The following is a 23785-nucleotide window of genomic DNA, read 5'->3' on the forward strand; positions in this document are numbered from 1 at the left end:
CCTCACTCACGCGGAGGGCCAGCGACACGGCAAGGCGGCCCGCAAGCGGGCCGGGCCGTCCGGCATGTCCGGGTGTAAGAACTGGGAGACAGAACCAGCGTGAGCATTTCATCGTGGTGAAGGTTGTCGCTCCGAGCTGTTGATCTGAAGTCGGGTTGAGGTTCTAGCCTCGGTCTGACCGATTCCCGGCACGAAGGAGGGCGGCATGACCGTCGTCTACCGAGTGGACAAGTTCGACGTCCCGGAACCCGCGCGTGCGGAGTTCTGGCGACACGTACGGCGAACTCACGCGATCCTGCGGGATCAGCCGGGATTCCTCGACGATGCCCTACTGGAACAGCACTCCGGCCCGGGGCGCTTCAACGCCGTCACCATCGTGCGGTGGTCGTCTGCGGACGATCTGCCCTCGGCCCGTGCTGCCGTGCAGGCGGTGCATCGCGCGGAGGGGTTCGAGCCGGCTGCCTTCTTCACGGCGGCCGGCATCGAGGCGGACCTGGCGAACTATGTGGAGACCGAGGCCTGATGCGCGACGCCGGGCCGGGAGAGCAGTGACGATCATGGGATGTGGCGGACTTCTACGCTGCCGTCCATGAGCCGTTCCGTCCGCTCTTCGTGGCGCGGAACGCCGCTCTCGACGCGGACGACGACGAGGCCATGATGCGGATCGACGACGAGATCGGGGCTGCCCTGACCCTGACCCGCCCGGACGGCAGCCGGGTCGCCGAGTTCCTGTTGAGCGTCGAAGGCGACGAGGCCGGGTTCCGCTGGCTGGACGAGCCTGTCACGGACGAGTAGGCGTACCTCCCGGTTCTTGTCGGACGGCGGTCTTACGGTGGGCGCATGGTCGAGATTCTGCTGTTTCACCATGCTCAGGGGCAGACGCCGGGGTTCCTGGCGCTGGCCGACCGGTGGCGGGCCGCCGGGCACACCGTGCACACCCCTGACCTGTACGACGGTGCCACCTTCGGCACGGTCGACGAGGGGGTCGCGCACGCCGAATCGATCGGGTTCGGGGAGATCATCCGACGTGGGACGGCGGCGGCCGAGGCGCTGCCCGAGCGGCTCGTCTACGCGGGCTGTTCGCTCGGGAACCTGCCGGCGCAGTCGCTCACCCAGACCCGTCCGGGTGCCCTGGGCGCGTTGCTGCTCTACGGTGCGGTGCCTCCGGAGGAGTTCGACAGCCCGTGGCCGGCCGGAACGCCGGTGCAGATGCACGCGATGGCCGACGACGAGTGGGCCGAGGTGCCGGCGATGCGGGCGATGGCGGCGGATATCGACGGCGCGGAGCTGTATCTCTACCCCGGTGCCGGGCACCTTTTCGCCGATGCGGGTGGCGTCGACTACGACGAGCCGGCCGCCGAGCTGCTGATCGGGCGCACGCTGGACTTCCTCGACCGGCTGGGCTGAGCCCACACGCTCGACCGGCTGGGCTGAGGTCGGAGGTCGGTCGCCGTACCCTGGCGATCATGAGATTCGGCATCGTGATCCTGCCCGACCAGCGGTGGTCGGTGGCGCGCCACCGGTGGCAGCAGGCGGAGGAGTGGGGCTTCGACCACGCCTGGACGTACGACCACCTGGGCTGGCGGGATCTGGTGGGCGGTCCGTGGTTCGACTCGATGGGTACGCTGACCGCCGCCGCGACGGTGACCTCGCGGATCCGGCTCGGCACGCTCGTGGCGTCCCCGAACTTCCGGCATCCGGCGGCCTTCGCCCGGCAGGTGACCTCGCTCGACGACGTGTCCGACGGGCGGGTACTGCTCGGGCTCGGCGCGGGCGGCATCGGCTTCGACTCGGCGGTGCTCGGTGGCGAGACGCTGCCGCCGCGACAGCGGGTGGACCGGTTCGCCGAGTTCACCGAGCTGCTCGACGCGATCCTGCTCACCGACGGTACGACCTGGCGGGGCGAGTGGTTCGCGGCGGTGGACGCGCGGAACAACCCGGGCTGCGTACAGACGCCTCGGGTGCCGTTCGTGATGGCGGCCAACGGTCCCCGGTCGATGCGGCTGGTCAGCCGGTTCGGGCAGGGCTGGGTGACCACCGGACCGGACGTCGACGACCTGGGCGAGTGGTGGGACGGGGTGGCCGAGCTGGTGGCCCGGATGGACGCCCGGCTCGCCGCCGACGGGCGTGACCCGGCCAGCCTGGACCGTTACCTCTCGCTGGACTCGGCACCGGCCTTCTCGCTGGGCAGCGCGCAGTTCTTCGCCGACCAGGTGGGCCGCGCGGCGGAGCTGGGCTTCACCGACGTGATCACGCACTGGCCCCGGGAGAGCAGTTGGTACGCGGGCGACGAAGCGGTCCTCGTCGACGTGGCCACCCGACTGCTGCCCGAGCTGCGCGGTTGAGGCGTCCTACGTCCCGTACGCGCCCTCGTCGCCTCGGCTGACCAGCCGGAAGCGTACGCAGACGATCTCGGTGTCGTCGGTGACCGGCGTGCCGAGCCGGGCCCAGTAGGCGGCGTGCCCGGCCCGCCACTCCTCGATCGAGCGGTCGCCCTCCCCCTCGGAGCGGGCGAAGTCCCAGCTCACCTCGGCGAAGCGGGTCACCTCCACACCTGTCACCTCGACCACGGCCACCAGGGAGTCCTGGTCGTCGACGACAACCAGCCGTTCACCGACGTGTTCCAGGTCCTCGCGCTCCTCGGCGTACTCGGTGAGCAAGCCGGCGGTGGCGGTCTTCACCTCGCCCAGGACCAGGGTGTTGAGCCTCGCACGAAGCTCGCCGGGTGTGCCGAGGGCGAGGGTGCGTAGTTCGCCGACGCGTGGCCACATGACGCGAGATTACCGGTGGGACCGACGGATTCCGGTCGGTTCTCGACGGGTGGAGAGTCCGCATGGGAGCGGTACGGTCGATGCCCGACGAACGAGGAGATGTCGATGGCGGACCGACGCGCGGTGCTCATTCCCGGACGCGGCTACGACACCCGGTATCCGCTCTTCCTCTATCTGGGTGAGGCGCTGCGTCGGCTTGGTTTCGGGCTGCACGGCATCGCCTGGCAGGTGCCGGAGGACTTCGACCCCAACACCATCGGCCGGTGGGTCTGCGACGAGGTCGCCCCGACCCTGACCGAGCGCACCGACCTGCTGGTCGGCAAGTCGCTCGGCTCGCTGGCCGCGCCACTCGCGGTCGAGCGGCGGCTGCCCGCCGTCTGGTTGACGCCGCTGCTGCACCGGGGTGAGGTGGTCGACGCGCTGCGCCGGTCCACCGCCCCGTTCCTGCTGGTCGGCGGTACGGCCGACTCGTCCTGGGATGGCGGGATCGCCCGCCGGTTGACCCCGCACGTGCTGGAGATCACGGCCGCCGACCACGCGCTGATGGTGCCGGGGCCGTTGGCCCGGTCCGCCGAGGTGCTCGGCAAGGTCTGCACGGTGGTCGAGGACTTCGTCCGCTGACCCCGCCCGGGTCGGCTTCGGGTGCCGGCCTCCGGCGGCGGCTGGTGCTTGGCGATGGCTGGTGTTCGGCGGCTGGTGTTCGGCGGCGGCGCGGCGGGGTTCGGTGTTAGCAGGGGACCCCTGCTATGCACGAGGCGTTAATAAGGTGCCCTTCCTTTCACAAGGCGGCGCTAGTGAGCAGGCCGCTTATGCGGAGTTCGGCGCTCAGCTCCGGTGCACAGTCGACCACCACCGCCGAAGTGCCCAGCGGTTCGGCACCTCGGGCGGCGCAGATGTCATAGAGCGCCCGGACCTGGGCGGCGGTGGCCACCCAGTCGTCCACGACCAGCACCCGGTCGCCGGGGCCGAGGTGCCGGTCCCGTACGGCCAGGTCGACCTGCCGGCCACGGAAGTCGGGCGGGCTCTGCGCCCAGGTCAGCGGACCGGCAGGCAGCCGGCCGTCGCCGGGCTTGTGTGCCGGCACGAACCCGACGCCGAGCGCGGTGGCGGCCAGCGGGCCGAGCAGGAAACCGGTGACGGCCGGGGAGACGACCACGGTGGGTCGGGCGGCCCGGAACGGCGCGACGAGCGCGGGACCGAGAGCGGCGAGTACGTCGGGGTCGCGCCACCAGCCGGAGACGTCGCTGACCAGGTGGCTCGCCCCGGGACCGGGGTCGATCCAACGGAACAGCTCGACCAGGCGGGCTCTCAGCTCGGTGGACATCCCCTCATCCTGCGGCACACCCGGGGTCCGCGAGGCAGCCACGGCCCACCGCTGCGCGGCAACCACCGGTGGCTGTGGCAGCCAACGGCCCCCCGCTGCGGGGCAGCGACAGCCCACGGCTGCGGGGGGCCGGCTGGCCCACCTCGGATCGGATGATCGGCTTCACGTATCGCCGCAATTATGGTCATACCATCATGATCACGTTGACGTCGGAAGTGGTTCTCTCGTTATGGTCCGACCCGATTTGATCTGCTGAGGAAAGGACCGGGCCGGTGACTGGTAGGCACACCCGTACCCGCAGGATCACCTCGCCGTCCGGGCTGACCGCCACGGCCGTGCTCGCCGTCGCGCTCGCCGTCGGCGGGACCGTCGGTGCGGTGCGTCTGGCGGGCGACTCGGAGCCGGTCGGTCCGACCGCGATCGACCTGCCGGTCACCCCGGACGTCACCGAGCCGTCGACCGGCTCGCCGAGCGCGTCACCGAGTGCCAGCCCGAGCCCGACTGCCAGCCCGAGCGCCAGCGCCTCGCCGAGCGCCTCGGCGAGCCCGACGCCGGTCCGGACCACGCAGGCACCGTCGCGGAGCAAGACGCGTACGGCCAGTCCGACACCGAAGCCGACGGCCACGAAGACGACGGCCCGTCCGGTGGTGGACAGCGGCTCGTGTGGCGCCTCCTTCTACTGGCAGGGCCAGGTGACCGCCAACGGCGAGGCGTTCAACCCGGAGGGGATGACCGCCGCGCACAAGACCCTGCCGTTCGACACCCGGGTACGCGTGACGAACCCCGCCAACGGAAAGTCGATCACCGTACGCATCAACGACCGGGGACCGTTCATCGAGGGCCGCTGCCTGGACCTGTCCCGTGGCTCGTTCGCCGAGATCGCCTCGCTCGACCTCGGCCACATCCAGGTGCGTTACGAGGTGTTGGGCTGAGCCCGACCGGGCGGCGATCGGCGCGCGGGATGATCCTCGCGGCCAGATCCCTCTCGTCCGACGGGTCAGGTTCATTTTTTCGTTCACGTCCATCGGGCATGCTGTCGGATGTACGTACGCAACTCCTCCAGCCGGGCCGTAACCGGCTGAGTCCCGGATCCCGCGCCGGCCTCGGCGCGGCCCTTGCCCTGCTCGCGCTCGTCTCCGCCGTCGAGTTGGCAGACGGGAGGGCGGCGAACTACATCGCGCTGATGGTGGCCGCTCCGTTCCTGGCCGCCGCGTTGGCGTCCTGGCGCATCGTGCTCGGCGTCGGTGCCGCCGCGTCCGTGCTCGGCGCCTCGTTCGCATTGGCCGAGGAGAACGTCTCGCTCTCCACGGCGGTCGCGGTGGCGGGCATCGCGTTGGGCACCGGGATCGCGGCGGCGGTGGCGGCGGTACGTCAGCGGCAGGCCGAGCAGATCGCCGAGTTGTCCAAGCTCGCCGCGGTGGCCCAGCAGGCGGTGCTGCGTCCGCTCGGTCCCCGGGTCGGCACGCTGGCGGTGGCCGGACGTTACATCTCGTCCACCGCGAAGGCGGAGATCGGCGGCGACCTCTACGAGGCCATCGACACCCCGTACGGCGTACGCATGATCATCGGTGACGTACGCGGCAAGGGCCTGGAGGCGGTCCGGCTGGCCAGCATCGTGCTGGGCTCCTACCGGCACGTGGCGTACGAGCGCTCGGACCTGCGCGGGGTGGTCGCGGACCTGGACCGGGCGGTGGCCCGCAGCGTGGGTGACGAGGATTTCGTCACCGCCGCGCTGGTGGAGGAGCGGGGCGGCACGCTCACCATCGTCAACTGTGGACATCCGGCGCCGCTGCTGCTGCGCCGGGGCGCGGTGATCCCGCTCGAACCGCCCGCCCCGGCACCCCCGCTGGGCTTCATGCCGGTGGTGCGGCCCCGGGTCGAGCGGCTGGAACCCGGCGATCGCCTGCTGCTGTTCACCGACGGGCTCGGCGAGGCCCGCCGGGACGGCGAGTTCTTCCCCACCGCCGACCGGGCGTGGCGGCTGCTCGGGCACGGCACGGTGGGCGACGGTCTGGCCTCGCTGGAGACCGCTCTGGTGGAGTGGGTGCACGGTCGGTTGGACGACGACATCGCGCTGGTCCTGATGGAGTACACGGGTTCGCGCGGTGGCGCGACGGCGGCGGTGCCGAGCTGGGAGGTCGGGGCGGCCGAGAGCTGACCCCCGGGGCCGTCGGGCGGTGTCCGGCCGGGCCGGGTCGACCTTCGGGGCCGGGCGACGGCGTGCCGCCGGAACCTGAACCGCAAGTGTGTAATCCCTGTCACTCCGGTGTGCGGGTTGTCGCTGCCTACCCGTCAGTAATAGAGTCTGGGGTTACTGATCGGTAACACCTGTCCGGAAGCGGGGCCAGCGACATGACCCACTACAAGAGCAACCTTCGGGACCTCGAGTTCAACCTGTTCGAGGTGTTCGGGGCGGACCGGTCGTTCGGCCAGGAGCCGTACTCCGAGCTCGACGTCGACACGGCGCGGAGCTTCCTCGCCGAGATGGACCGCCTGGCCCGCGAAGACCTCTCCGCCAGCTACACCGACGGTGACCGTAACCCGCCGGTCTTCGACCCGGCCACCCACACCGCGCCACTGCCGGAGTCGTTCAAGAAGTCGTACCAGGCGTTCATGGACTCCGAGTTCTGGCGGCTCGACCTGCCCCCGGAGCTGGGCGGCACCAACGCCCCCCGGGCGCTGTGGTGGGCGCTCGCCGAGCTGGTGCTCGGCTCGAACGCCCCGGTCTGGATGTACGCCTCCGGCCCGTCCTTCGCGCACGTGCTGCACGTCGAGGGCACCGAGCAGCAGAAGAAGTGGGCCAAGCTCTTCATCGACCAGCAGTGGGGCTCCACGATGGTGCTCACCGAGCCGGACGCCGGCTCGGACGTGGGCGCCGGCCGCGCGCGGGCGATCCCCCAGCCGGACGGCTCGTGGCACATCGAGGGCGTGAAGCGCTTCATCACCTCCGGCGAGCACGACCTGAGCGACAACATCGTCCACTACGTCCTGGCCCGTCCGGTCGGCGTGGAGGGTGTGGGCGGCCCCGGCACCAAGGGCCTGTCGTTGTTCGTCGTACCGAACTACTTCTTCGACGAGGACAGCGGCGAGCTGGGCGAGCGCAACGGCGTCTTCGCCACCAACGTCGAGCACAAGATGGGCCTCAAGGTCTCCAACACCTGCGAGCTGACCTTCGGCGAGCACGGCGTACCGGCCAAGGGCTGGCTGCTGGGCGAGAAGCACGACGGCATCCGGCAGATGTTCATGATCATCGAGTACGCCCGGATGCTGGTCGGCACCAAGGCGATCGCCACCCTCTCCACCGGCTACCTCAACGCCCTGGAGTACGCCAAGAACCGGGTGCAGGGCGCCGACCTGGTCCAGCAGTCCGACAAGAGCGCTCCCCGCGTCACCATCACCCATCACCCGGACGTCCGCCGGTCGCTGCTGCTGCAGAAGTCGTACGCCGAGGGCCTGCGTGCCCTGGTGCTCTACACCGCGTCCTGGCAGGACAAGATCGCCCTCGCCGAGGCGGCCGGTGACGAGAAGGCCACCAAGCTGGCGAAGCGGGTCAACGACCTGCTGCTGCCCCTGGTCAAGGGCGTCGGCTCGGAGCGGGCGTACGAGATGCTCGGGCACGAGTCGTTGCAGACCTTCGGTGGTTCCGGCTTCCTCCAGGACTACCCGCTGGAGCAGTACGTCCGGGACGCCAAGATCGACACCCTGTACGAGGGCACCACCGCCATCCAGAGCCTCGACCTGATCTTCCGGAAGATCGTCCGGGACAACGGCAAGGCGCTGATGGCGGTCGCCGGAGAGATCCAGGAGTTCATCACCACCGAGGTCGGCAACGGTCAGCTCAAGGAGGAGCGGCAGGCGCTCGGCAAGGCCCTCGCCGAGATCCAGAACATGATCGGTGTGATGACCGGCTGGCTGGGCGAGGTGCAGGGCGGCGACGCCCGGTCCCTCTACAAGGTGGGGCTGAGCAGCCGCCGGTTCCTGCTGGCGCTCGGCGACGTGGTGGTCGGCTGGCTGCTGCAGAAGCAGGCGGACGTGGCGCTGAAGGCGTTGGCCGGCGAGGTCTCCGCGACCGACAAGGCGTTCTACACCGGCAAGGTGGCCGCCGCCCGGTTCTTCGCCCGCGAGGTACTGCCCCGCGTCGGCGCCGACCGGCGCATCCTCGAAGGCACCGACCTGGACATCATGGACATCCCGGAGGAGGCGTTCTGATCGGCCCGGTCGACACCGCGCGGTGACGTAGTCCGCGCTGTCCGGTGCAGCCGGTGGGGCACATGCCCCACCGGCTGCACCCGTTCGCGGAAGCGACAACAACTCCACCCACCTCCACGACGAACGCCTCGGGAGTCCCGAAACCGATCAGCGCGGCGGCAACACCCCCGGCCCGAAGCCGCGCAGGGGCACCACCCACGCCCACACCCACCGGTCAGCTCGGCGGCGCGGTCGGCGGTGGCGGGTCGGGAGGCGGCGGCATCATCGCGGTCGGATGCGAGAGCCGGTTCTCCTCCACGATCAGTGTCCGGGCCCGCTTGCGGCGGTCCTGCCAGAACCAGAGCGTGGTGAGCAGGACGGTCAGCCCGGCCAGGATGAAGACCCAGCCGACCGCCCGCAGGTCGATCCACCAGACGTTGGCCCTGATGGCGAACGTCAGGATCGCGCCGATGGCGATCAGGAAGATTCCACTACCAATGCCCATGTGCGCGGCACTCCCCCGTGCGGTTGCTCTGGGCGTACTCGGACTGGTCAGCGACGGTTACCCGTCCGGCGCGGGGTTACCCGCGCTGTCGACCGGCGAACACGACCCGGCACGCGGCGCGGTGGTCGGGTGATCCGGCCTTCACTAGTGCGGTGTCGCCCCGGCTGGTCAGCCGCGTGCGGTGTGCCGGACGTCGATCGGGGCCGTACCCCGTCCCAGTTCCGCCCAGGACACCGTGGGTCGGTGCCGGACCATGTCGCTGGTGCGCAGCCCGTCCGGGGCGGCGCCCTGCGGATCGAGCGACTCGGACAAAAGCGAGATGCCGGGATTGTGGGCGATCAGCAGGACGGTGCCGATGGACGGTTCGACCCGGCGCAGCAGGGTCAGCAGGTCCTCCGGATGCGCCTCGTACGCGTCCGTCTCGTAGCGGACGACCGGAAACGGCCCGGTGGGTCCACCCTCCGGCGGCGAGCCGGTCATGCCCATCTCGACGTGGTGCCAGGTCTGCCGCGTACGCAGTGCGGCGGAGCAGATCACCAACTCCGGCAGCAACCCGTGCCGGGCGAGCCACGCCCCGGCAGCCGCCGCGTCGGCACGGCCCCGTGCGCTCAACGGTCGCTCGATGTCCGGTCCGTCCGCCGTGGGCTGTTCGGCCTTGGCGTGCCGTAGCAGCACGAGCGTGCGTTGCTGTCCCGAGGCGTCCGTCATGCCACCAGCTTGCCCGATTGGCGATCTCCGTGCCGGGGTAAGTCCCTCGATGCCGCAACCTCATCCATGGCCGCGGCGAAGTGGAATGCAGCTTCGAGCCGAGGAGACGACGACATGGGCATCGGTGGCAGTATCTTCCTGATCGCGCTGGGCGCGATCTTCGCGTTCGCCGTGGAGGCGGATCTGGGCTGGCTCAACCTGAGCGTCGTCGGCTGGGTGCTGATGCTCGCCGGTGTCGCTGGCCTGCTCGTCACCCTCTACTTCTGGAACTCCCGGCGTCGTCCGGTCGTCGCTCCGGTCCGTGAGGAGCGCGTGGTCGCCGAGCGCGCCGTTCCGGTGCAGGACAACCGGGTGGTGCAGGAGTACCGCGAGGTGCGCCGACCCGACCCGATGGTCTGACCCGTACGAGACACAACGGGGTGGCGGGAACGATCCGCCACCCCGTTGTCGTGCCGTCCGCCTCGGCTCAGGCGAACAGCGCGAAATAGATCGCGATGTGATGGCAGATCGCCGCGACCAGCGTGCAGGCGTGGAAGAACTCGTGATGGCCGAAAACGGTGGGCCACGGGTTCGGCCGACGCAGCGCGTAGAAGACCGCGCCGACGGTGTAGATGCCGCCGCCCACGGCCAGCAGCACCAGGGCGGTGACCCCGCCGTGGTGCAGGATGTCCGGCAGCATTCCCACGGACACCCAGCCGAGCGCCAGATAGAGCGGAGCGGAGAGCCACCGTGACGCGTGCGGCCAGATCAACTTCAGTGCCACGCCGCCCAGGGCGCCGCCCCAGACCACCGAGAGCATGATCACGGCGGCGCGGGTCTCCAGCAGCAGAACACAGAACGGTGTGTACGTACCGGCGATGAACAAGAAGATCATCGAGTGGTCCATCCGGCGCATCACCTGGTACCCGCGTGTCGACCACACTCGACGGTGATAGAGCGCGCTGGTGCCGAAGAGGCCGCAGACGGTGAGGCTGTAGACGCCGGTACTGACCAGGGGTGTCCAGCCGGGGCGGGCGGCGGCGATCGAGCAGAGCACGATGCCGCAGATCAGTGCGACGAAGAACGCGTACGTGTGCAGCCAGCCGCGCATCCGGGGTTTCCCGATGTCGACCGGCTTGAGCCGGGGACGTGCTGAGGTGGTCACGGAATCAGGTTACGACAGCGTAGGTTACCTTCGGGTAGTGCAACGCGTCACGCCGTCCGACCAGCAGTCGACGCGCCGGTGGGCGACCGTCGGTCAGGATGGCGGGATGCGGATCAGACCGGTCGGCGCGCACGCCCTTTTGCTCGACCTCACCCCACCACCGCCCCCCGAACCCGGCGGCGCCGCAGACCCGAGCGGCGATGTCGGCAACGGCTCCCCGACGGACGGCCTTCCTTCCGGTGGCTCCCCGACCGGTGGCTCCCCGACCGGTGGCTCCCCGGCGGAGGGATCCGCGGCGGGCGAATTCCCGACTGGCGGCGGGACGGTCGTCGACCTGGTGGAGGCGTGGCGAGCCGAGCTGTGGCGTCGCCGCGATAGAGGTGACCTGGTCGCCGAGGAGATCGTCCCGGCGGCCACGACCGTTCTGCTCGACGGCGTGCCGGACCTTGAGGCAACCGCCATCCGCATAGCCGACTGGACCCCCACCCTCCGACCCGCGCCCGCGCCCGCGCCCGGCCTCGCGCCCGCGCCCGGCGCGGACACCCCCACTGCACCGCGTCGATCATGGAGTTGTGGTGGGGACAAAGAGTCACATAACAGGACAGGCTATCGACCACCACTCCATGATCGACGCGGTGAGGCCGCGATGGAGCGTGAGGCCGCGATGGCGGATGCGGCGGGGTGGGGCGGGGGTGGTGGGGTGGTCGAGGTACCGGTCAGCTTCGACGGGGAGGATCTGCCTCGGGTCGCCGAACTCTGGCGGGTGGACGTGCCGGCGGTGGTACGTCGGCTGCGGGAGACCGAGTTCCGGGTGGCGTTCTGCGGCTTCGCGCCCGGATTCGGGTATCTGACCGGGTTACCCGCCGGACTGGCGGTGCCCCGGCTGGCCACACCCCGTGCCCGCGTTCCGGCTGGTGCGGTCGGGCTGGCCGGGCCGTACGCCGGAATCTATCCGACCGCCTCGCCCGGCGGTTGGCTGCTGGTCGGACGGACCGGGCTGACCCTCTTCGACGTGACGGCCGATCCGCCCGCTCTGTTGACGCCCGGTACCCGCGTCCGGCTGGTGCAGGCATGACCGGCGGACCGCCGCTTACGCCGGCCGTGACCGGTGGGATGCCGCTCGCAGGCGGTGTACCGGCGGTGTCACTGCGAGGGGAGATCGAGGTGCTGCGGGCCGGGGCGTTGACCACGGTGCAGGACCAGGGGCGCGTCGGATGGGCCCATCTCGGGGTGCCGCGTTCCGGTGCGCTCGACCCGGCGGCGTTGCGGCTGGCCAACCGGCTGGTCGGCAATCCGGAGTCGGCGGCCGGACTGGAGATCACGCTGACCGGCTGCGACCTGCGGGTGGACCGGGCCACCACGGTCGCGGTGGTGGGTGCCGAGGCGGACATCTGGATCGGTACGCGGCCCGGCGACACCGGACGCCCGCTGGCCGTACCGGGCGGAACGGTGCTCCGGACAGGTCCCGCCCGACGGGGTCTGCGGTGCTGGCTGGCGGTGGCCGGGGGCATCGCGGTCGACCCGGTGCTGGGCAGTCGCGCCACGGACACGCTCGCCGGGCTCGGACCGGCACCACTGCGCGACGGCGATCTGCTGCCGCTCGGTGTCGTGCCGGATCCACCCGCGCCGGTCGACTTCACGGTGCCACCGCCGTTCCCGGCGGAACTGCACCTGACGGTGCGACTCGGCCCACGGCATGACTGGTTCACCCCGGTCGCGCTGGACCGGCTGCTCGGCACGGCGTACCAGGTGAGTCCGTTGAGCAACCGGGTCGGTGCGCGGCTGTCCGGTGCGCCGCTGCCCCGCGCGGCGGCCGGGGAACTGCCGAGCGAGGGCATCGTCCTCGGCGCGGTGCAGGTGCCGGCGGACGGCCAACCGTTGGTCTTCCTCGCCGACCATCCCACCACCGGTGGCTATCCGGTCATCGCGGTGGTGGACGACGTGACCCCACTCGCGCAGGCCCGTCCAGGCACTACGGTCAGGTTTCATGGACCTGAACGCTGACCTCGGTGAGGGATTCGGTATCTGGCCCCTCGGCGACGACGAGGCTCTGCTCAATCTGATCACCTCCGCCAACGTCGCCTGCGGCTTCCACGCCGGGGACGCGCCCACGATGCGCCGGGTCTGCGCCACGGCGGCGCAGCGTGGCGTGGCGATCGGTGCGCAGGTCGGCTACCGGGACCTCGCCGGTTTCGGCCGGCGGGCGATCGCGTACGAGTTCGCCGAGTTGCGCGACGAGGTGCTCTACCAGCTCGGCGCGCTCCAGGCGTTCTGCCGGGCGTACCGCACCCGGGTCCGCTACCTGAAGCCGCACGGGGCGCTCTATCACGCGGCGGCGTGCGAGGAGATGCCGGCGGCAGCGATCGTCGCGGCGGTCGACGACTTCGATCGGGACCTGCCGCTGCTCTGCCCGCCCGGCTCGGTGCTGGCCCAACTCGCCCAGGGCGCCGGGATGCGCGTGGTGGCCGAGGGGTTCGCGGACCGCAACTATCTGCCCAACGGTCGACTGGTGCCGCGTACCTCGCCCGACGCCCTGGTCACCGACCCGCAGGAGGTGGCGAACCGGGCGGTGCGGATGGCCACCGAGCGGGCGGTGACGGCCGTGGACGGGAGCGCGATCCCGTGTGTCGTCGAGTCGATCTGCCTGCACGGCGACAGTCCCGGCGCGGTGGCCGCCGCGGAACTCGTCCGCGCCGCACTCATCGATGCCGGAGTGACGCCGACCGCGTTCGGCTGAGAGGTTTGTTAGCAGGGGTCCCCTGCTATACCGCAGGCGTTAACAAGGGGCCCTTCCTTTCACCGCAGTCAGCCGGCGTCCATGCCGCGCAGCACCAGCGGCAGGCGGGTGGGGCCGTCGGCGACCACCCGCACCGGAACTCCCCAGTCCTGCCTGGTCAGGTGGCAGGCCGCGTGCTCCACGTCCGCGTCGCAGGTCGCCGCCTGGGCGGTCACCTGGAGCACGCCGTCGGTCACCGCGCCGTCGATCACCAGCCGGCGGGACAGCTCGCTGCCGGTGCCCGCCCCCTCGACCAGCAGCTCCGGCGGTGACGCGGAGACCACCAGCCGGGTCGACGGACCGTACGTCTCGTCCAGCTTCTGCCCCGGCGCCGGAGTGAAGACGACGTCCAGCACGACCTCCCCGGCGGCCAGGTCGGTCGGCTTGCGTTCGGTGCGGTGCCGGGGGCCGTCGACGGTGTCCGCCCCGGCCGCCGAGAGCGCACCCGGGGCCAACCGGGTGATCCGGTGCGCGGACGACTCCACCACCAGCACCGCCCCGTCGGGCGTGAGCACCAGGTCGCTCGGCTCGCCGAGTTCGGTGGCCACCGTGGAGACCTGGTCGGTCGCGGGGTCGTAGCGGCGTACCGCACCGTTGTAGGTGTCCGCGATCAGCACCGACCCGTCGGGCAGCGCGCAGACGCCGAGCGGGTGCTGGAGCAGCGCCTGCGCCGCCGGGCCGTCCACGTGACCGAAGTCGAACAACCCCTGACCCACGGCGGTACCCAGGATGCCGTTCTCGACGTACCGGACGGCACTGGTCTCGCTGTCGGCCACCCAGAGGCGGGTGCCGTCGGCGGAGACCGAGAGCCCGGACGGCTGCGCCAGCCACGCCTCGGCCAACGGGCCGTCCCGCAGTGCCTCCACGGTGGTGCCGGCGTACATGCCGACGGTGCGCTTGATCGGGTCGAACCACCAGAGCTGGTGGATGCCGGCCATGGCGATGACGATCCGGTCGTCGTACCAGGCGAGGTCCCAGGGGGAGGAGAGGTCGATGGAGAGCGCGTCGTGCGCGTGGTCGTCGACCGTGGAACGCCACTGCCGACCCGTGCCGGCCACGGTGACCACCTCGCCGGTGGCGAGCCGTACGCCGCGCAGCAGGTGGTTGACGGTGTCGGCGACCACCAGGTCGTAACCGGCGACCTCGGCGACGTGCTCGGGCAGCAGGCTCAGGCCCTGCGGCTCGGAGAAGGTGGCGGCCTCGGCCGGTCCGTCGCCCCGACCCCGGCTCCCGGTGCCGATGGTGCGGGTCACGGTCTCGCCGTCGTCGGCCAGCTCGACCACCCGGTGCCGGGCCGAGTCCGACACGAGCAGGCCACCGCCGGGCAGGGCCACCGCCTTGCCGGGGAAGCGCAGCGTCGTCCGCGGCTCGGCCGGTGGCACGTACGGGCCGTCGCCCCGGCGCAGGGTGCCCTTGGCCTCGTGGGTGGCGATCAGGTCGTCGATCAGCCGGGCCAGCCCCTCGGCGTGACCCTCGCCGGCCATGGTGGCCACCACGTACCCCTCCGGGTCGACCACGGCGAGGGTCGGCCAGGCGCGGGCCGCGTACTGCTGCCACATGTCCAGCTCGGGGTCGTCGAGCACCGGGTGGTGCACGCCGTACCGCTCGACGGCGGCGGCGAGGGCGTCGGGGTCCTTCTCGTGCTCGAACTTGGGCGAGTGCACGCCGATCACGACGAGGACGTCGGCGTACTTCTCCTCGAGTGGACGCAGCTCGTCCAGCACGTGCAGGCAGTTGATGCAGCAGAAGGTCCAGAAGTCCAGGACGGCGATGCGACCCCGCAGATCCGCCAGACCCAGGTCCTTGCCGCCGGTGTTCAGCCAGGCCCGGCCCCGCAGCTCGGGTGCCCGTACGCGTGCACTCATGCACCCCATCGTGCCCTACCGGCTGGACCTCGGTGTCGTCCGCGCACACGAACACCGAGGGCGGGACACGGTGATCGTGCCCCGCCCTCGGTGTGACGTGGTCAGCTCCCGGTCGCCGGTTTCAGGCAGAGGAACGGGTTCGAGGAGACGCCGCGAAGCTCCACCAGCGGCATGGTCGGGTCGGGGCAGCTGTCCTTCGTCTCGACCTTGGACACCACCGTGAACGCCTCGTTGTCGCCGCACTGTGCCTCGACGGCGCTGTTGCCGGACCGCTTGACGCAGGTGCCGACCGCCGGGTCGAAGGCCCCTGCCTCGTTCGATCCGCCGATCTTGCCGAGGAGCAGCAGCAGACCGAGCGGGATGGCCAGGATGAGCACGGCGGCGACCAGTACTGCGGCGAGGACCCGACCGTTGCGGACCTTCGGCACCGGAGTCTCCGGAGCCGGTTCGGCCACCGGTTTGAAGGAGTCGAAGCGGCTCTGGTCCGGGTCGGACGGACCGGAACCGGTGCCGGCGTTCGCGCCCCACGGCGGCGGCGACTGTCCCGGCGGCGGGAACGCCGCGGTGTGGTCGGCGCCCGGCTCGGGGCGCTTGGCACCGTAGGTGCCGCCCGAACGCTCGGACGGGCCGCCGAAGGGCTCGCCGCCCGGAGCCCCGAAACGGTCGCCGCCGGGCGGACCGCCGAAGGGGTCGTTGCCCTGACCGCCGAAGCGGTCACCGGGTGCGCCACCGAAGGACGGAGCGGCACCCGGTCCACCGAACGGGTCGCCACCGGGGTGGCCGCCGAAGCGGTCGCCACCGGGCGGGCCGCCGAACGGGTCGGCGGGACGCTCCGGCTCCGGGTGCGGCTTGGTGCCGTTGACCGGACGGTTGGTCGGCGGAGAGTCGGCGAAGGAGGGCATCCCCGCCGGGAAGGCCGGCGGAGCCGCCGGGGAGCCGGGAGCAGCCGATCCGGAGTAGGAGCCCGGCCCGCCGGCCGGCGGCTCGTGGTCGGCGAAGTGCGGCTCCGGGTTCTGGTCGAACCGGGGTGCCGGCGGCTCGTCCCGTTCCGGGGTCGACTCGCCGGACTCGGAGCGGGCGGGGCGGCCGTACACCCGCGACTGCGGGGCGGGCGGCCCGGCGGGGTGCGGCGGGTGGTCGGCGGGCGGCGTCACCCGGCTGGCCAGCGGCACCGACGCGCTCGCGGAGACCCCACCGGCGGCGGCCGTCGGCGGGGCGGACCAGTCGGCCTCGGGGGAGGTGCGGGGCGCGGGTATGACCGGCGCGGCCGAGGCCTGCGGGTCGTCGTACCGCGGCTCGGGCTGACCCCAGGCCACGCCGCCGCCCTGCTGGTCCCCGGGGTGGCTGGTGGGTCCGGACTGGTCGACGCCGTACGCCGCCGGCTGGCCGTAGTCGGCGGGCGGCCCGGCGGCCAGGCTGGCACCGGGCACGCGCTGCTCCTGCGGCGGCAACGGCAGCATGTTGTTCGGGGAGATGCCCGGGGCCGGCGCGGGCTGGTAGATCGGAGCGTCTCCGGCCCGACCCGTCGCGGGCTCGACGTCGGCCCGGTCGGAGCCGGCCTCCGCCGCGCCGCTGTTGCCCCACGCCTCGCCGGGCGCCCACGGCTGCACGTCGGTCAGCCCGGGTCGGTCGGCGGCGGTACGCGAGGGCAGCGGTTCTCCACCGGGTGCCCAGGTCGGGGGCGGACCGGCGTCGGTGGGGCGGGCCGATCCGGTGGCGGGCTCGGACGGGGCCCACGCCGGGGCGGACTGCTCCTGAGGCGGCGTCGACCACTGCGGCCGCTCCTCGGCTGCCGCCCGGGTGCCCGCCCAGTCGGCTGGTGCCTCCGGGTGCGGGGTGGCCCAGTCGGGCTGCGCCGGCCGGTCACCGCCCGGGTGCCAGCTCTCGGCCTGCTGGTCGCCGGGCCAGCCGGCGGCGGGTTCGCGCTGCTGGCCGGTGGCCCAGGCGGGTTGCTCCTGCTGCTCGGGCTGCCACGCGCCGGGTCGGCCCGGCTCGTCGACGCCGGGCTGGTGCGGTGCCAGGTTGGGCGTCGGCACCTGCGCGGTGGCCCGGGCCGGCGGCTCGGCGCGGACCGGTGCCGGCGGGTCGGCCGGCGCCCAGTCGGGCTGGGCCGGCTCGGGCGGGGTCGCCGTGGCGGCCCAGCCCGGAGTGTGGTCGTCGCCTCGTGGCGTGGTGGCCCACTCCGGCTGCTGACCGGCACCCCAGCCGTTGGCCGGGCCGGAGGTCGGCTGGCCGGAGGTCGGTTGGGCGGTGGCCCAGTCGGGCTGCCCGGACGTGGGCTGGTGGGGCGCGGGCTGCTGGGGCGTCCACTCCGGCTGTTGGGGGGCGTCCGATGTGGCGGGGGCGCCCCAGGCCGGGTTCGGCTGTCCGCCGGTGGCCCAGGCGGGCTGGTCCGGAGTGGACTGCGCGGCGGGCGTCGCCCAGGCCGGTGGGGCCTGCTCGGCCTGGCCCGGCCACTGCTGCTGAGCCTGGTCCCAGTTGCCGGGGGGCGGGGAGTCCGCCTGTCGGGTCGCCTGCGCGCTGCCCCACTGGGTGCCCTGCTGGTTCGCCCAGGAAGGCGCGGGTGCGTCGGGTCGCGCGGGCGGTGGGGGTGCCCAGCCGAGGTCGGGGGCGGTTGCGCCGTACCCGCCGTCCGGCTGAGCCGATCGGTCGCCGTATGGCGCCGGTCCGCCGCCCGGCGGCGCCTCGTCCGGCTCCTGGCCGGGGCGGTGCGGGCCCTCGGACGTCATGTGTGCCCCTCCTCCATCACATGTCGGCCGCCGTCGCCGATGGTCTCGGCAGGGCAGCCGGCGGTGCCGGCGTGCCGGCCGTGCCGGCTCCCCGCACCGTATCCCGGTGGCCGCCGATGGGCTCCCGGGGAGCGTTCGTCGTCACCGTCCGTTGTCGATCGGTGTCGAGGTGCTTCTATCGCCTCGACCTCTCTCGGCCGTGGACGACGACCGTGCCCCACCGTACCGGGCGCTGCGGCGGGGCGGTATCCCGGTGTCAATGGCCGGTCGAACGCCGACGACCCGCCCGGGTCACCCGGGCGGGTCGTCGATCTGGAGGAGGTGGTTAACGTCGTGTGGCGTCAGTGCATGTGACGCTGGGCGATGACGAGGATCTCGTCACGGACCGCGGGCGAGTTGGCCGAACGCAGGGCCCGCTCGATGGCACGGGCGCGGCGGCTGGCGTCGCGGCGGCTACGGATTCGCTCGATCATGCTCATGGGGGTTCTCCTCCTGCTATTCGGTTGTCGGCCCCTCGATGCCTCTATTCAACCGCACGCAGGGCGCAAATTCCAGCGATTAGAAGGTGAGCTGAGCCACCAGCCTACGAATCATAGGTCGACTGCCTTCTGTGAAGAGGGTTTCGTCAACCAACGGCAACGGCCGGTGTGCCGGGCGTTCACCCGTGGCACACCGGCCGTCGTGGCGCCGATCAGGTCCAGGCGAGCAGCGCCGCCTCCGGGTCGGCGAGGAAGTCGCCGATGTCGCGCAGGAACTTCGAACCCAGCTCACCGTCGATGATGCGGTGGTCGAAGGAGAGGCCGAGCGTGGTGACCAGACGCGGCTTGACCTTGCCCTTGTGCACCCAGGGCATCTCCCGGACCGCACCGAAGGCCAGGATCGCCGACTCACCCGGCGGCAGGATCGGCGTACCGGTGTCCACCCCGAACACGCCGACGTTGGTGATGGTCAGGGTGCCGCCGGACATGTCGGCCGGCGAGGTCTTCCCGGCCTTGGCGGTCTGCACCAGGCCGGTCAACGCGTCGGCCAGCTCGCGCAGCGTGAGTCGACCGGCGTCCTTGACGTTCGGGACGATCAGGCCCCGCTCGGTGGCCGCCGCGATACCGAGGTTGACGTACTCCTTGACGACGATCTCGTCACCGGCCCACGTCGAGTTGACCATCGGGTGCCGCTTGACCGCCAGCAGCACCGCCTTGGCGACCAGCAGCAACGGCGAGACGCGTACGTCCCGCCACTCCCGCCGCCCGCGCAGCCGGTCCAGCGCCTTCATCGCCCGGGTCACGTCCACGGTCAGGAACTCCGTGACGTGCGGTGCGGTGAACGCGGACCGGGACATGTTCTCGGCGGTGAGCTTGCGTACCCCCTTGACCGGGATGCGCTGCTCGCGGTCGGCGCCGAAGCTCGCCGCCGCCGTGCCCGGGGCGCTGACCGTGAGCGGCTCCGCCGCGGCCGGTGCCGCCGCCCGCTGCACGTCCTCGCGGGTGATCGAACCCGACGGCCCGGACCCGGTCAGGGTGGCGAGGTCCACGCCGAGGTCCTTGGCGAGTTTGCGCACCGGCGGCTTGGCCAGCACCGCACCCGCGAGCCGACCGTTGCCGTTCACCGTCGGGGCCGGCGCCACCGGAGCCGCCACGGGCGTGACCGGTGCCGGTGCGACCGGGGCGGCGGTGGCCTGCGCCGGGACGACGCCCTTGCGGGGACGGCGTTTGGCCGTGGTGGTCCGTGGGCCGTATCCGACCAGGACGGCGGTCCGGCCGCCCGGTGCCGGGCCGCCGATCAGGCCCGGTTCCACCGCGCCCTCGGCGGGTGCCACCTCGACGGCGGCCAGCGAGGCCGCCGAGGGGGTGGGCAGGTCGTCGGCGGGCGCGCCGGTCGTCGAGGACGCGATCGGCCCGGCGCCCGGGTCGGTGTCGATCGCGATGATCGGCGCACCGACCTCGACCGTGGTGCCCTCCGGGTGGAAGATCGCGTGCACCTGACCGGCCCACTTCGCCGGGATCTCCACCGCCGCCTTGGCGGTCTCCACCTCGACGATCGGCTGGTTCAGCTCGATGGTGTCGCCCACCTTGACCAGCCAGCCGAGGATCTCGCCCTCGGTCAGGCCCTCGCCCAGGTCGGGCAGGTTGAACTCCTTGATCCGGGACATGTCGCTCACCAGCCGAAGGAGCGGTCGACGGCGTCGAGCACCCGGTCGAGGTCGGGAAGGTAGTCCTCCTCCACCCGGGCCGCCGGGTAGGGGGTGTCGAAGCCGGCAACCCGCAGCACCGGGGACTCCAGTGAGTAGAAGCACTCCTCCGTGATCCGAGCCGCGATCTCCGCGCCGAGGCCCACGTTGGACGGTGCCTCGTGCACCACCACCGCGCGGCCGGTGCGCCGCACCGACTCGTACACCACGCCGAGGTCCAGCGGGGAGAGCGTGCGCAGGTCGATGACCTCCAGCTCGCGGCCGTCCTCGGCGGCGGCGGTCGCCGCGTCCAGGCAGGTCCGCACCATCGGGCCGTACGCGAGCAGGGTGACGTGGCTGCCGGACCGGACCACCCGCGCCGAGTGCAGCGGGTACGCCTCGGACAGCGGGGCGTCCAGGTCGACCTGCCCCTTCTCCCAGTAGCGCCGCTTCGGCTCCAGGAACACGATCGGGTCGTCCGAGGCGACGGCCTGCTGGATCATCACGTACGCGTCCTGCGGGTTGGCGCAGGAGACGACCTTCAGCCCGGCGGTGTGCGCGAAGTACGCCTCGGGCGACTCCGAGTGGTGCTCCACCGCGCCGATGCCGCCGCCGAACGGGATCCGGATCACCATCGGGATGTTCAGCTTGCCGCGCGAGCGGTAGTGCATCTTCGCCACCTGCGACACGATCTGGTCGTACGCCGGGTAGACGAAGCCGTCGAACTGGATCTCGCAGACCGGGCGGTAGCCGCGGATGGCCAGACCGACCGCGGTGCCGATGATGCCCGACTCGGCCAGCGGGGTGTCGATGACCCGCTGGTCGCCGAAGTCCTTCTGCAATCCGTCGGTGATCCGGAAGACGCCGCCGAGCTTGCCGACGTCCTCGCCCATGATGACGACCTTCGGGTCGTTCTCCAGGGCGCGGCGCAGACCGGTGTTGAGGGCCTTGCCGAGGGTGAGCGTCTCCGTGGCCATCAGTGCGCGCTCCCCTCGAACGACTCCAGGTACCGGCTGAACTCCGCACGCTGCTCGTCCAGCAGCGGCGAACCGTTGGGGTAGACGTGCTCGAAGAGCGTGGTGGGCTCCGGGTCCGGCATGGCCAGCACTCGCTCCCGCAGATCCACGGCCTCGCGACGGGCCTGCTCGTCGACCTCGGTGAAGAAGCCGGCGTCGGCGATCTGCTCGCGCTCCAGGAACGCCTTCACCCGGGCGATCGGGTCCTTGGCCTGCCAGGCCTCGACCTCGCTGGCGATCCGGTAGCGGGTCGGGTCGTCGGAGGTGGTGTGCGCCCCCATCCGGTAGGTGTACGCCTCGATCAGGCTCGGGCCCTGCCCGTGCCGGGCGTTGTCCAGCGCGTGCCGGGTCACCGCGTACGTGGCCAGCACGTCGTTGCCGTCCACCCGGATGCCGGGGAAGCCGAAGCCGGCGGCGCGCCGGTACAGGGGGATGCGGGTCTGCCGTTCCAGCGGCTCGGAGATGGCGTACTGGTTGTTCTGGCAGAAGAACACCAGCGGGGCGTTGAACACGCCGGCCCAGACGAACGACTCGTTGACGTCGCCCTGGCTGGTGGCGCCGTCACCGAAGTACGCGATGACCGCCTCGCCGTCGTCGGTGCCGGTCTTGCCGTCCATCGCGACGCCCATGGCGTACCCGGTCGCGTGCAGGGTCTGCGCCCCGATGACGATCGTGTACATGTTGAACTTGAACTCGTTCGGGTCCCAGCCGCCCTGGTCGACTCCCCGGAACAGGCTCAGCGGCATGATCGGGTCGATGCCCCGGCAATAGAGCACGCCGTGCTCGCGGTAGGTCGGGAACGCCATGTCCTGGGTGCGCAGCGCCCGACCGGAGCCGACCTGGGCCGCCTCCTGGCCGAGCAGGCTCGCCCAGATGCCCAACTCGCCCTGACGTTGCAGGGCCGTCGCCTCGGCGTCCAGCTTCCGCACCAGCACGAGGTCGCGATAGAGGCCGCGGTACTCCTCGTCGGTGAAGTCGACGCGGTACTCGACGCCGTCCGGGCCGGTCACACTGTCGACGCGCGCACCCTCGGGGGTGAGCAGTTGTACGAGTTCCGGGTCGCCGGTCGCGGCTTTCCTGGATCGGGGTGCGGCTCGCCGGCCGCGGGGGCCGGCCCCGGGGTCGCCCTTTGCCATCCGTCTCTCCCTGTCGTGTCTGCGTCGGCACCGGGGGGTCACCCGGCCGCGCGACTCGTGCGCCGGCCCCGGCTGGTGCCGGGATCGGTTCCTGGCGGCCACGCTCAGCCCCGGTGGGGGTTGCCGCGCGGCGTGAGCCGGATTCTTGACCGAACCCGGTTCGGGAGCGCCGACGCCCAGTCGCGCCTACCGCGTGGGTGCGCGGAGGTCCCGGCTGCGCTGCCGTCGTGGCTCCATATTCGCATCAGAGGTGAGTCGTCCCACACTCCACCTGCCCCGCGTCTCAGGACGGGTCCGCTTCGTTACCTGAAATACCGGAGTGCCGGGTCGAACGACGCGCGACCGATCCGGTGATGGTTTGCCACCATTCGGGCAGATAAGCGTGTCGACACGCGGTGTGGGGTTGGCTGACGCAGAGTCACTGAACCACGCTGGTCGCGCGGGCCTCCGAAGCAGCTCAGGCGGTCCGCCGGGGCCGCGTCGACGGCCCCGGCCAGGGGTCGACGACGAGGAGTGCGTGGTGTCCGAACCAGGTGAGGGGCCCGGGGGGCCGATCCTCGGCCGGCACCGGGCACCCGGCGGCTACCGCCGGGTGGTGGGCGCCCACCGTGCCGCGCGAGCCGCAACGCCGACGCGGGGTTACCTACTGACCGTGGCGCTGCTCGCCGGGACGGCCTCGATGCCGGTGCTGGCCGCGATCAGCACCGGCTCGGCGACGGTCGGCAGCACCGCACTGCCGGGCAGCAGCACGCCGCCGTTCATCCCGACGCCCTCGGTCGGCCCGGTGGTGATCCCGCCGCCGCCCGCCGGCACCCCGACGACCGGGGTACCCGCGCTGCCGTCGGTCGGCCCGACCACCCCGCCGGGCGACCCCGGGCCGGATCGGCTCCCGATGCCGGCCGCCCTGCCGTTCGCGCCACCACCGGGCCACCGTCCCGCGCCGCCGGCTCCGATCCCGGCGCCCCGACCGCCCGCCACCACGCCGGCCCCGGTGCCCGCACCCATCCCGGCACCGAGCCGTACGCCGAGGCCCACCCCCTCGCCGAGCCCGTCGCCGCCGACCGCCTCGCCCTCGCCCTCGCCCTCGCCGTCGCCCTCGCCGTCGCCGACCGACGCGCCGTCCTCCCCGACGACCTCGGCCGATCCGAGCATCTCCACCGACCCGGGCACCACGCCGGACCCGTCGGAGTCCACCGACCCGACCGCCTCGACCGATCCGACCGCCTCGGGCGGCCCGACGGAGTCGGGTGACCCGCCCTCGGGCGGCCCGACCACCTCGGGTGACCCGCCGTCGGCCGGTCCCACCTCGGAGGACCCGGCCGATCCGACGGCCCCGCCGTCCCGCCTGCTGCCCGGACCGGTGCTGCCGCCCTCCGGCGGCAACGACAGTGCCCGGTCGCGTGCCCGGATCCGGCTGCGGGGGCGTCGCACGTCTGAGGCGCACGGGTGTACGCCGGAG

The 23785-nt window shown here is 72.2% G+C and carries 25 protein-coding genes; 13 read left to right on the forward strand and 12 right to left on the reverse strand.

The window, feature by feature from the left end; genetic code table 11:
* Positions 1–205: 205 nt before the first annotated feature.
* The 4 genes from ABZ738_RS18015 to ABZ738_RS18030 are packed head-to-tail and all read left to right on the forward strand — an operon-like array spanning position 206 to position 2345.
* Complete coding sequence (locus tag ABZ738_RS18015) at positions 206–523, forward strand: antibiotic biosynthesis monooxygenase (RefSeq protein WP_350697655.1); 318 nt, start codon at positions 206–208, stop codon at positions 521–523.
* 41 nt (positions 524–564) lie between these two features.
* Positions 565–795, forward strand: a complete 231-nt coding sequence (locus ABZ738_RS18020) for a hypothetical protein (protein WP_357214486.1) — start codon at positions 565–567, stop codon at positions 793–795.
* A 45-nt stretch (positions 796–840) separates the two neighbouring features.
* Positions 841–1407, forward strand: a complete 567-nt coding sequence (locus ABZ738_RS18025) for a dienelactone hydrolase family protein (protein ID WP_357214489.1) — start codon at positions 841–843, stop codon at positions 1405–1407.
* 59 nt (positions 1408–1466) lie between these two features.
* Positions 1467–2345 carry an LLM class flavin-dependent oxidoreductase gene (locus ABZ738_RS18030; protein ID WP_357214492.1) on the forward strand — a complete coding sequence of 293 codons (879 nt, stop codon included), beginning with the start codon at positions 1467–1469 and terminating at the stop codon, positions 2343–2345.
* Between the two features lie 6 nt (positions 2346–2351).
* Here the strand turns inward: ABZ738_RS18030 and ABZ738_RS18035 are convergent, their stop codons facing one another.
* Entirely contained in the window at positions 2352–2771 is a 420-nt protein-coding gene (locus ABZ738_RS18035) for an ASCH domain-containing protein (RefSeq protein ID WP_176092227.1), read from the reverse strand.
* Between the two features lie 105 nt (positions 2772–2876).
* Here ABZ738_RS18035 and ABZ738_RS18040 point away from each other — a divergent pair, with 105 nt between their 5' ends.
* Positions 2877–3392 (forward strand): alpha/beta hydrolase, encoded by a 516-nt coding sequence (locus ABZ738_RS18040; RefSeq protein WP_117228054.1) that lies wholly within the window; start codon positions 2877–2879, stop codon positions 3390–3392.
* 157 nt (positions 3393–3549) lie between these two features.
* Here the strand turns inward: ABZ738_RS18040 and ABZ738_RS18045 are convergent, their stop codons facing one another.
* Positions 3550–4095, reverse strand: coding sequence for a phosphoribosyltransferase (locus tag ABZ738_RS18045; RefSeq protein WP_357214496.1), 546 nt, complete (start codon positions 4093–4095; stop codon positions 3550–3552).
* A gap of 272 nt (positions 4096–4367) precedes the next feature.
* On the opposite strand from ABZ738_RS18045, the gene ABZ738_RS18050 reads away from it, so the two are divergent.
* The 3 genes from ABZ738_RS18050 (at position 4368) to ABZ738_RS18060 (ending at position 8304) form a co-directional block, all read left to right on the forward strand.
* Positions 4368–5027 carry a septal ring lytic transglycosylase RlpA family protein gene (locus tag ABZ738_RS18050; RefSeq protein WP_357214499.1) on the forward strand — a complete coding sequence of 220 codons (660 nt, stop codon included), beginning with the start codon at positions 4368–4370 and terminating at the stop codon, positions 5025–5027.
* 98 nt (positions 5028–5125) lie between these two features.
* Entirely contained in the window at positions 5126–6253 is a 1128-nt protein-coding gene (locus ABZ738_RS18055; protein WP_131051715.1) for a PP2C family protein-serine/threonine phosphatase, read from the forward strand.
* Positions 6254–6447: 194 nt separating this feature from the next.
* Positions 6448–8304 carry an acyl-CoA dehydrogenase gene (locus ABZ738_RS18060; protein ID WP_131051716.1) on the forward strand — a complete coding sequence of 619 codons (1857 nt, stop codon included), beginning with the start codon at positions 6448–6450 and terminating at the stop codon, positions 8302–8304.
* Positions 8305–8518: 214 nt separating this feature from the next.
* On the opposite strand, the gene ABZ738_RS18065 is transcribed toward ABZ738_RS18060, so the two are convergent.
* Positions 8519–8788, reverse strand: coding sequence for a DUF6458 family protein (locus ABZ738_RS18065; protein ID WP_131051717.1), 270 nt, complete (start codon positions 8786–8788; stop codon positions 8519–8521).
* Here ABZ738_RS18065 and ABZ738_RS18070 point away from each other — a divergent pair.
* Positions 8787–8921 (forward strand): hypothetical protein, encoded by a 135-nt coding sequence (locus tag ABZ738_RS18070; protein ID WP_357214504.1) that lies wholly within the window; start codon positions 8787–8789, stop codon positions 8919–8921. The genes ABZ738_RS18065 and ABZ738_RS18070 overlap by 2 nt on opposite strands.
* 35 nt (positions 8922–8956) lie before the next feature.
* On the opposite strand, the gene ABZ738_RS18075 is transcribed toward ABZ738_RS18070, so the two are convergent.
* Positions 8957–9496: a histidine phosphatase family protein gene (locus ABZ738_RS18075; protein WP_131051718.1), complete on the reverse strand. Its 540-nt coding sequence runs from the start codon at positions 9494–9496 to the stop codon at positions 8957–8959.
* A gap of 114 nt (positions 9497–9610) precedes the next feature.
* Here ABZ738_RS18075 and ABZ738_RS18080 point away from each other — a divergent pair, with 114 nt between their 5' ends.
* Positions 9611–9895, forward strand: a complete 285-nt coding sequence (locus ABZ738_RS18080; protein ID WP_131051719.1) for a DUF6458 family protein — start codon at positions 9611–9613, stop codon at positions 9893–9895.
* Between the two features lie 67 nt (positions 9896–9962).
* Here the strand turns inward: ABZ738_RS18080 and ABZ738_RS18085 are convergent, their stop codons facing one another.
* Positions 9963–10640, reverse strand: coding sequence for a hemolysin III family protein (locus tag ABZ738_RS18085; RefSeq protein WP_131051720.1), 678 nt, complete (start codon positions 10638–10640; stop codon positions 9963–9965).
* 334 nt (positions 10641–10974) lie between these two features.
* On the opposite strand from ABZ738_RS18085, the gene ABZ738_RS18090 reads away from it, so the two are divergent.
* Genes ABZ738_RS18090 through ABZ738_RS18100 form a run of 3 tightly spaced genes read left to right on the forward strand, consistent with a single transcriptional unit; the run spans position 10975 to position 13377 of the window.
* Positions 10975–11715 (forward strand): carboxyltransferase domain-containing protein, encoded by a 741-nt coding sequence (locus ABZ738_RS18090; protein ID WP_176095604.1) that lies wholly within the window; start codon positions 10975–10977, stop codon positions 11713–11715.
* A 38-nt stretch (positions 11716–11753) separates the two neighbouring features.
* Positions 11754–12644: a biotin-dependent carboxyltransferase family protein gene (locus tag ABZ738_RS18095; protein ID WP_131051724.1), complete on the forward strand. Its 891-nt coding sequence runs from the start codon at positions 11754–11756 to the stop codon at positions 12642–12644.
* Positions 12628–13377: a 5-oxoprolinase subunit PxpA gene (locus tag ABZ738_RS18100; RefSeq protein ID WP_357214509.1), complete on the forward strand. Its 750-nt coding sequence runs from the start codon at positions 12628–12630 to the stop codon at positions 13375–13377. The genes ABZ738_RS18095 and ABZ738_RS18100 overlap by 17 nt, the downstream gene beginning before the upstream one ends.
* 68 nt (positions 13378–13445) lie before the next feature.
* Here the strand turns inward: ABZ738_RS18100 and ABZ738_RS18105 are convergent, their stop codons facing one another.
* The 7 genes from ABZ738_RS18105 to ABZ738_RS18135 form a co-directional block, all read right to left on the reverse strand.
* Complete coding sequence (locus ABZ738_RS18105) at positions 13446–15281, reverse strand: NHL domain-containing thioredoxin family protein (protein WP_357214511.1); 1836 nt, start codon at positions 15279–15281, stop codon at positions 13446–13448.
* 101 nt (positions 15282–15382) lie between these two features.
* Positions 15383–18010 (reverse strand): hypothetical protein, encoded by a 2628-nt coding sequence (locus ABZ738_RS18110; protein ID WP_176092231.1) that lies wholly within the window; start codon positions 18008–18010, stop codon positions 15383–15385.
* A 341-nt stretch (positions 18011–18351) separates the two neighbouring features.
* Positions 18352–18489 (reverse strand): hypothetical protein, encoded by a 138-nt coding sequence (locus ABZ738_RS18115; protein ID WP_162854370.1) that lies wholly within the window; start codon positions 18487–18489, stop codon positions 18352–18354.
* A gap of 212 nt (positions 18490–18701) precedes the next feature.
* Entirely contained in the window at positions 18702–20156 is a 1455-nt protein-coding gene (locus ABZ738_RS18120; RefSeq protein ID WP_131054134.1) for a dihydrolipoamide acetyltransferase family protein, read from the reverse strand.
* A gap of 5 nt (positions 20157–20161) precedes the next feature.
* Positions 20162–21151, reverse strand: a complete 990-nt coding sequence (locus ABZ738_RS18125; protein ID WP_131054130.1) for an alpha-ketoacid dehydrogenase subunit beta — start codon at positions 21149–21151, stop codon at positions 20162–20164.
* Positions 21151–22326, reverse strand: a complete 1176-nt coding sequence (gene pdhA / locus ABZ738_RS18130) for a pyruvate dehydrogenase (acetyl-transferring) E1 component subunit alpha (protein ID WP_131054131.1) — start codon at positions 22324–22326, stop codon at positions 21151–21153. Before pdhA ends, ABZ738_RS18125 begins: the two co-directional genes overlap by 1 nt.
* 639 nt (positions 22327–22965) lie before the next feature.
* A complete protein-coding gene (locus ABZ738_RS18135; RefSeq protein WP_357214516.1) occupies positions 22966–23757 on the reverse strand; it encodes a hypothetical protein in 792 nt (263 codons plus the stop codon).
* Positions 23758–23785: the final 28 nt, after the last annotated feature.

The sequence above is a fragment of the Micromonospora sp. NPDC047793 genome, from assembly GCF_040642635.1.
Taxonomy (GTDB): Bacteria; Actinomycetota; Actinomycetes; order Mycobacteriales; family Micromonosporaceae; genus Micromonospora.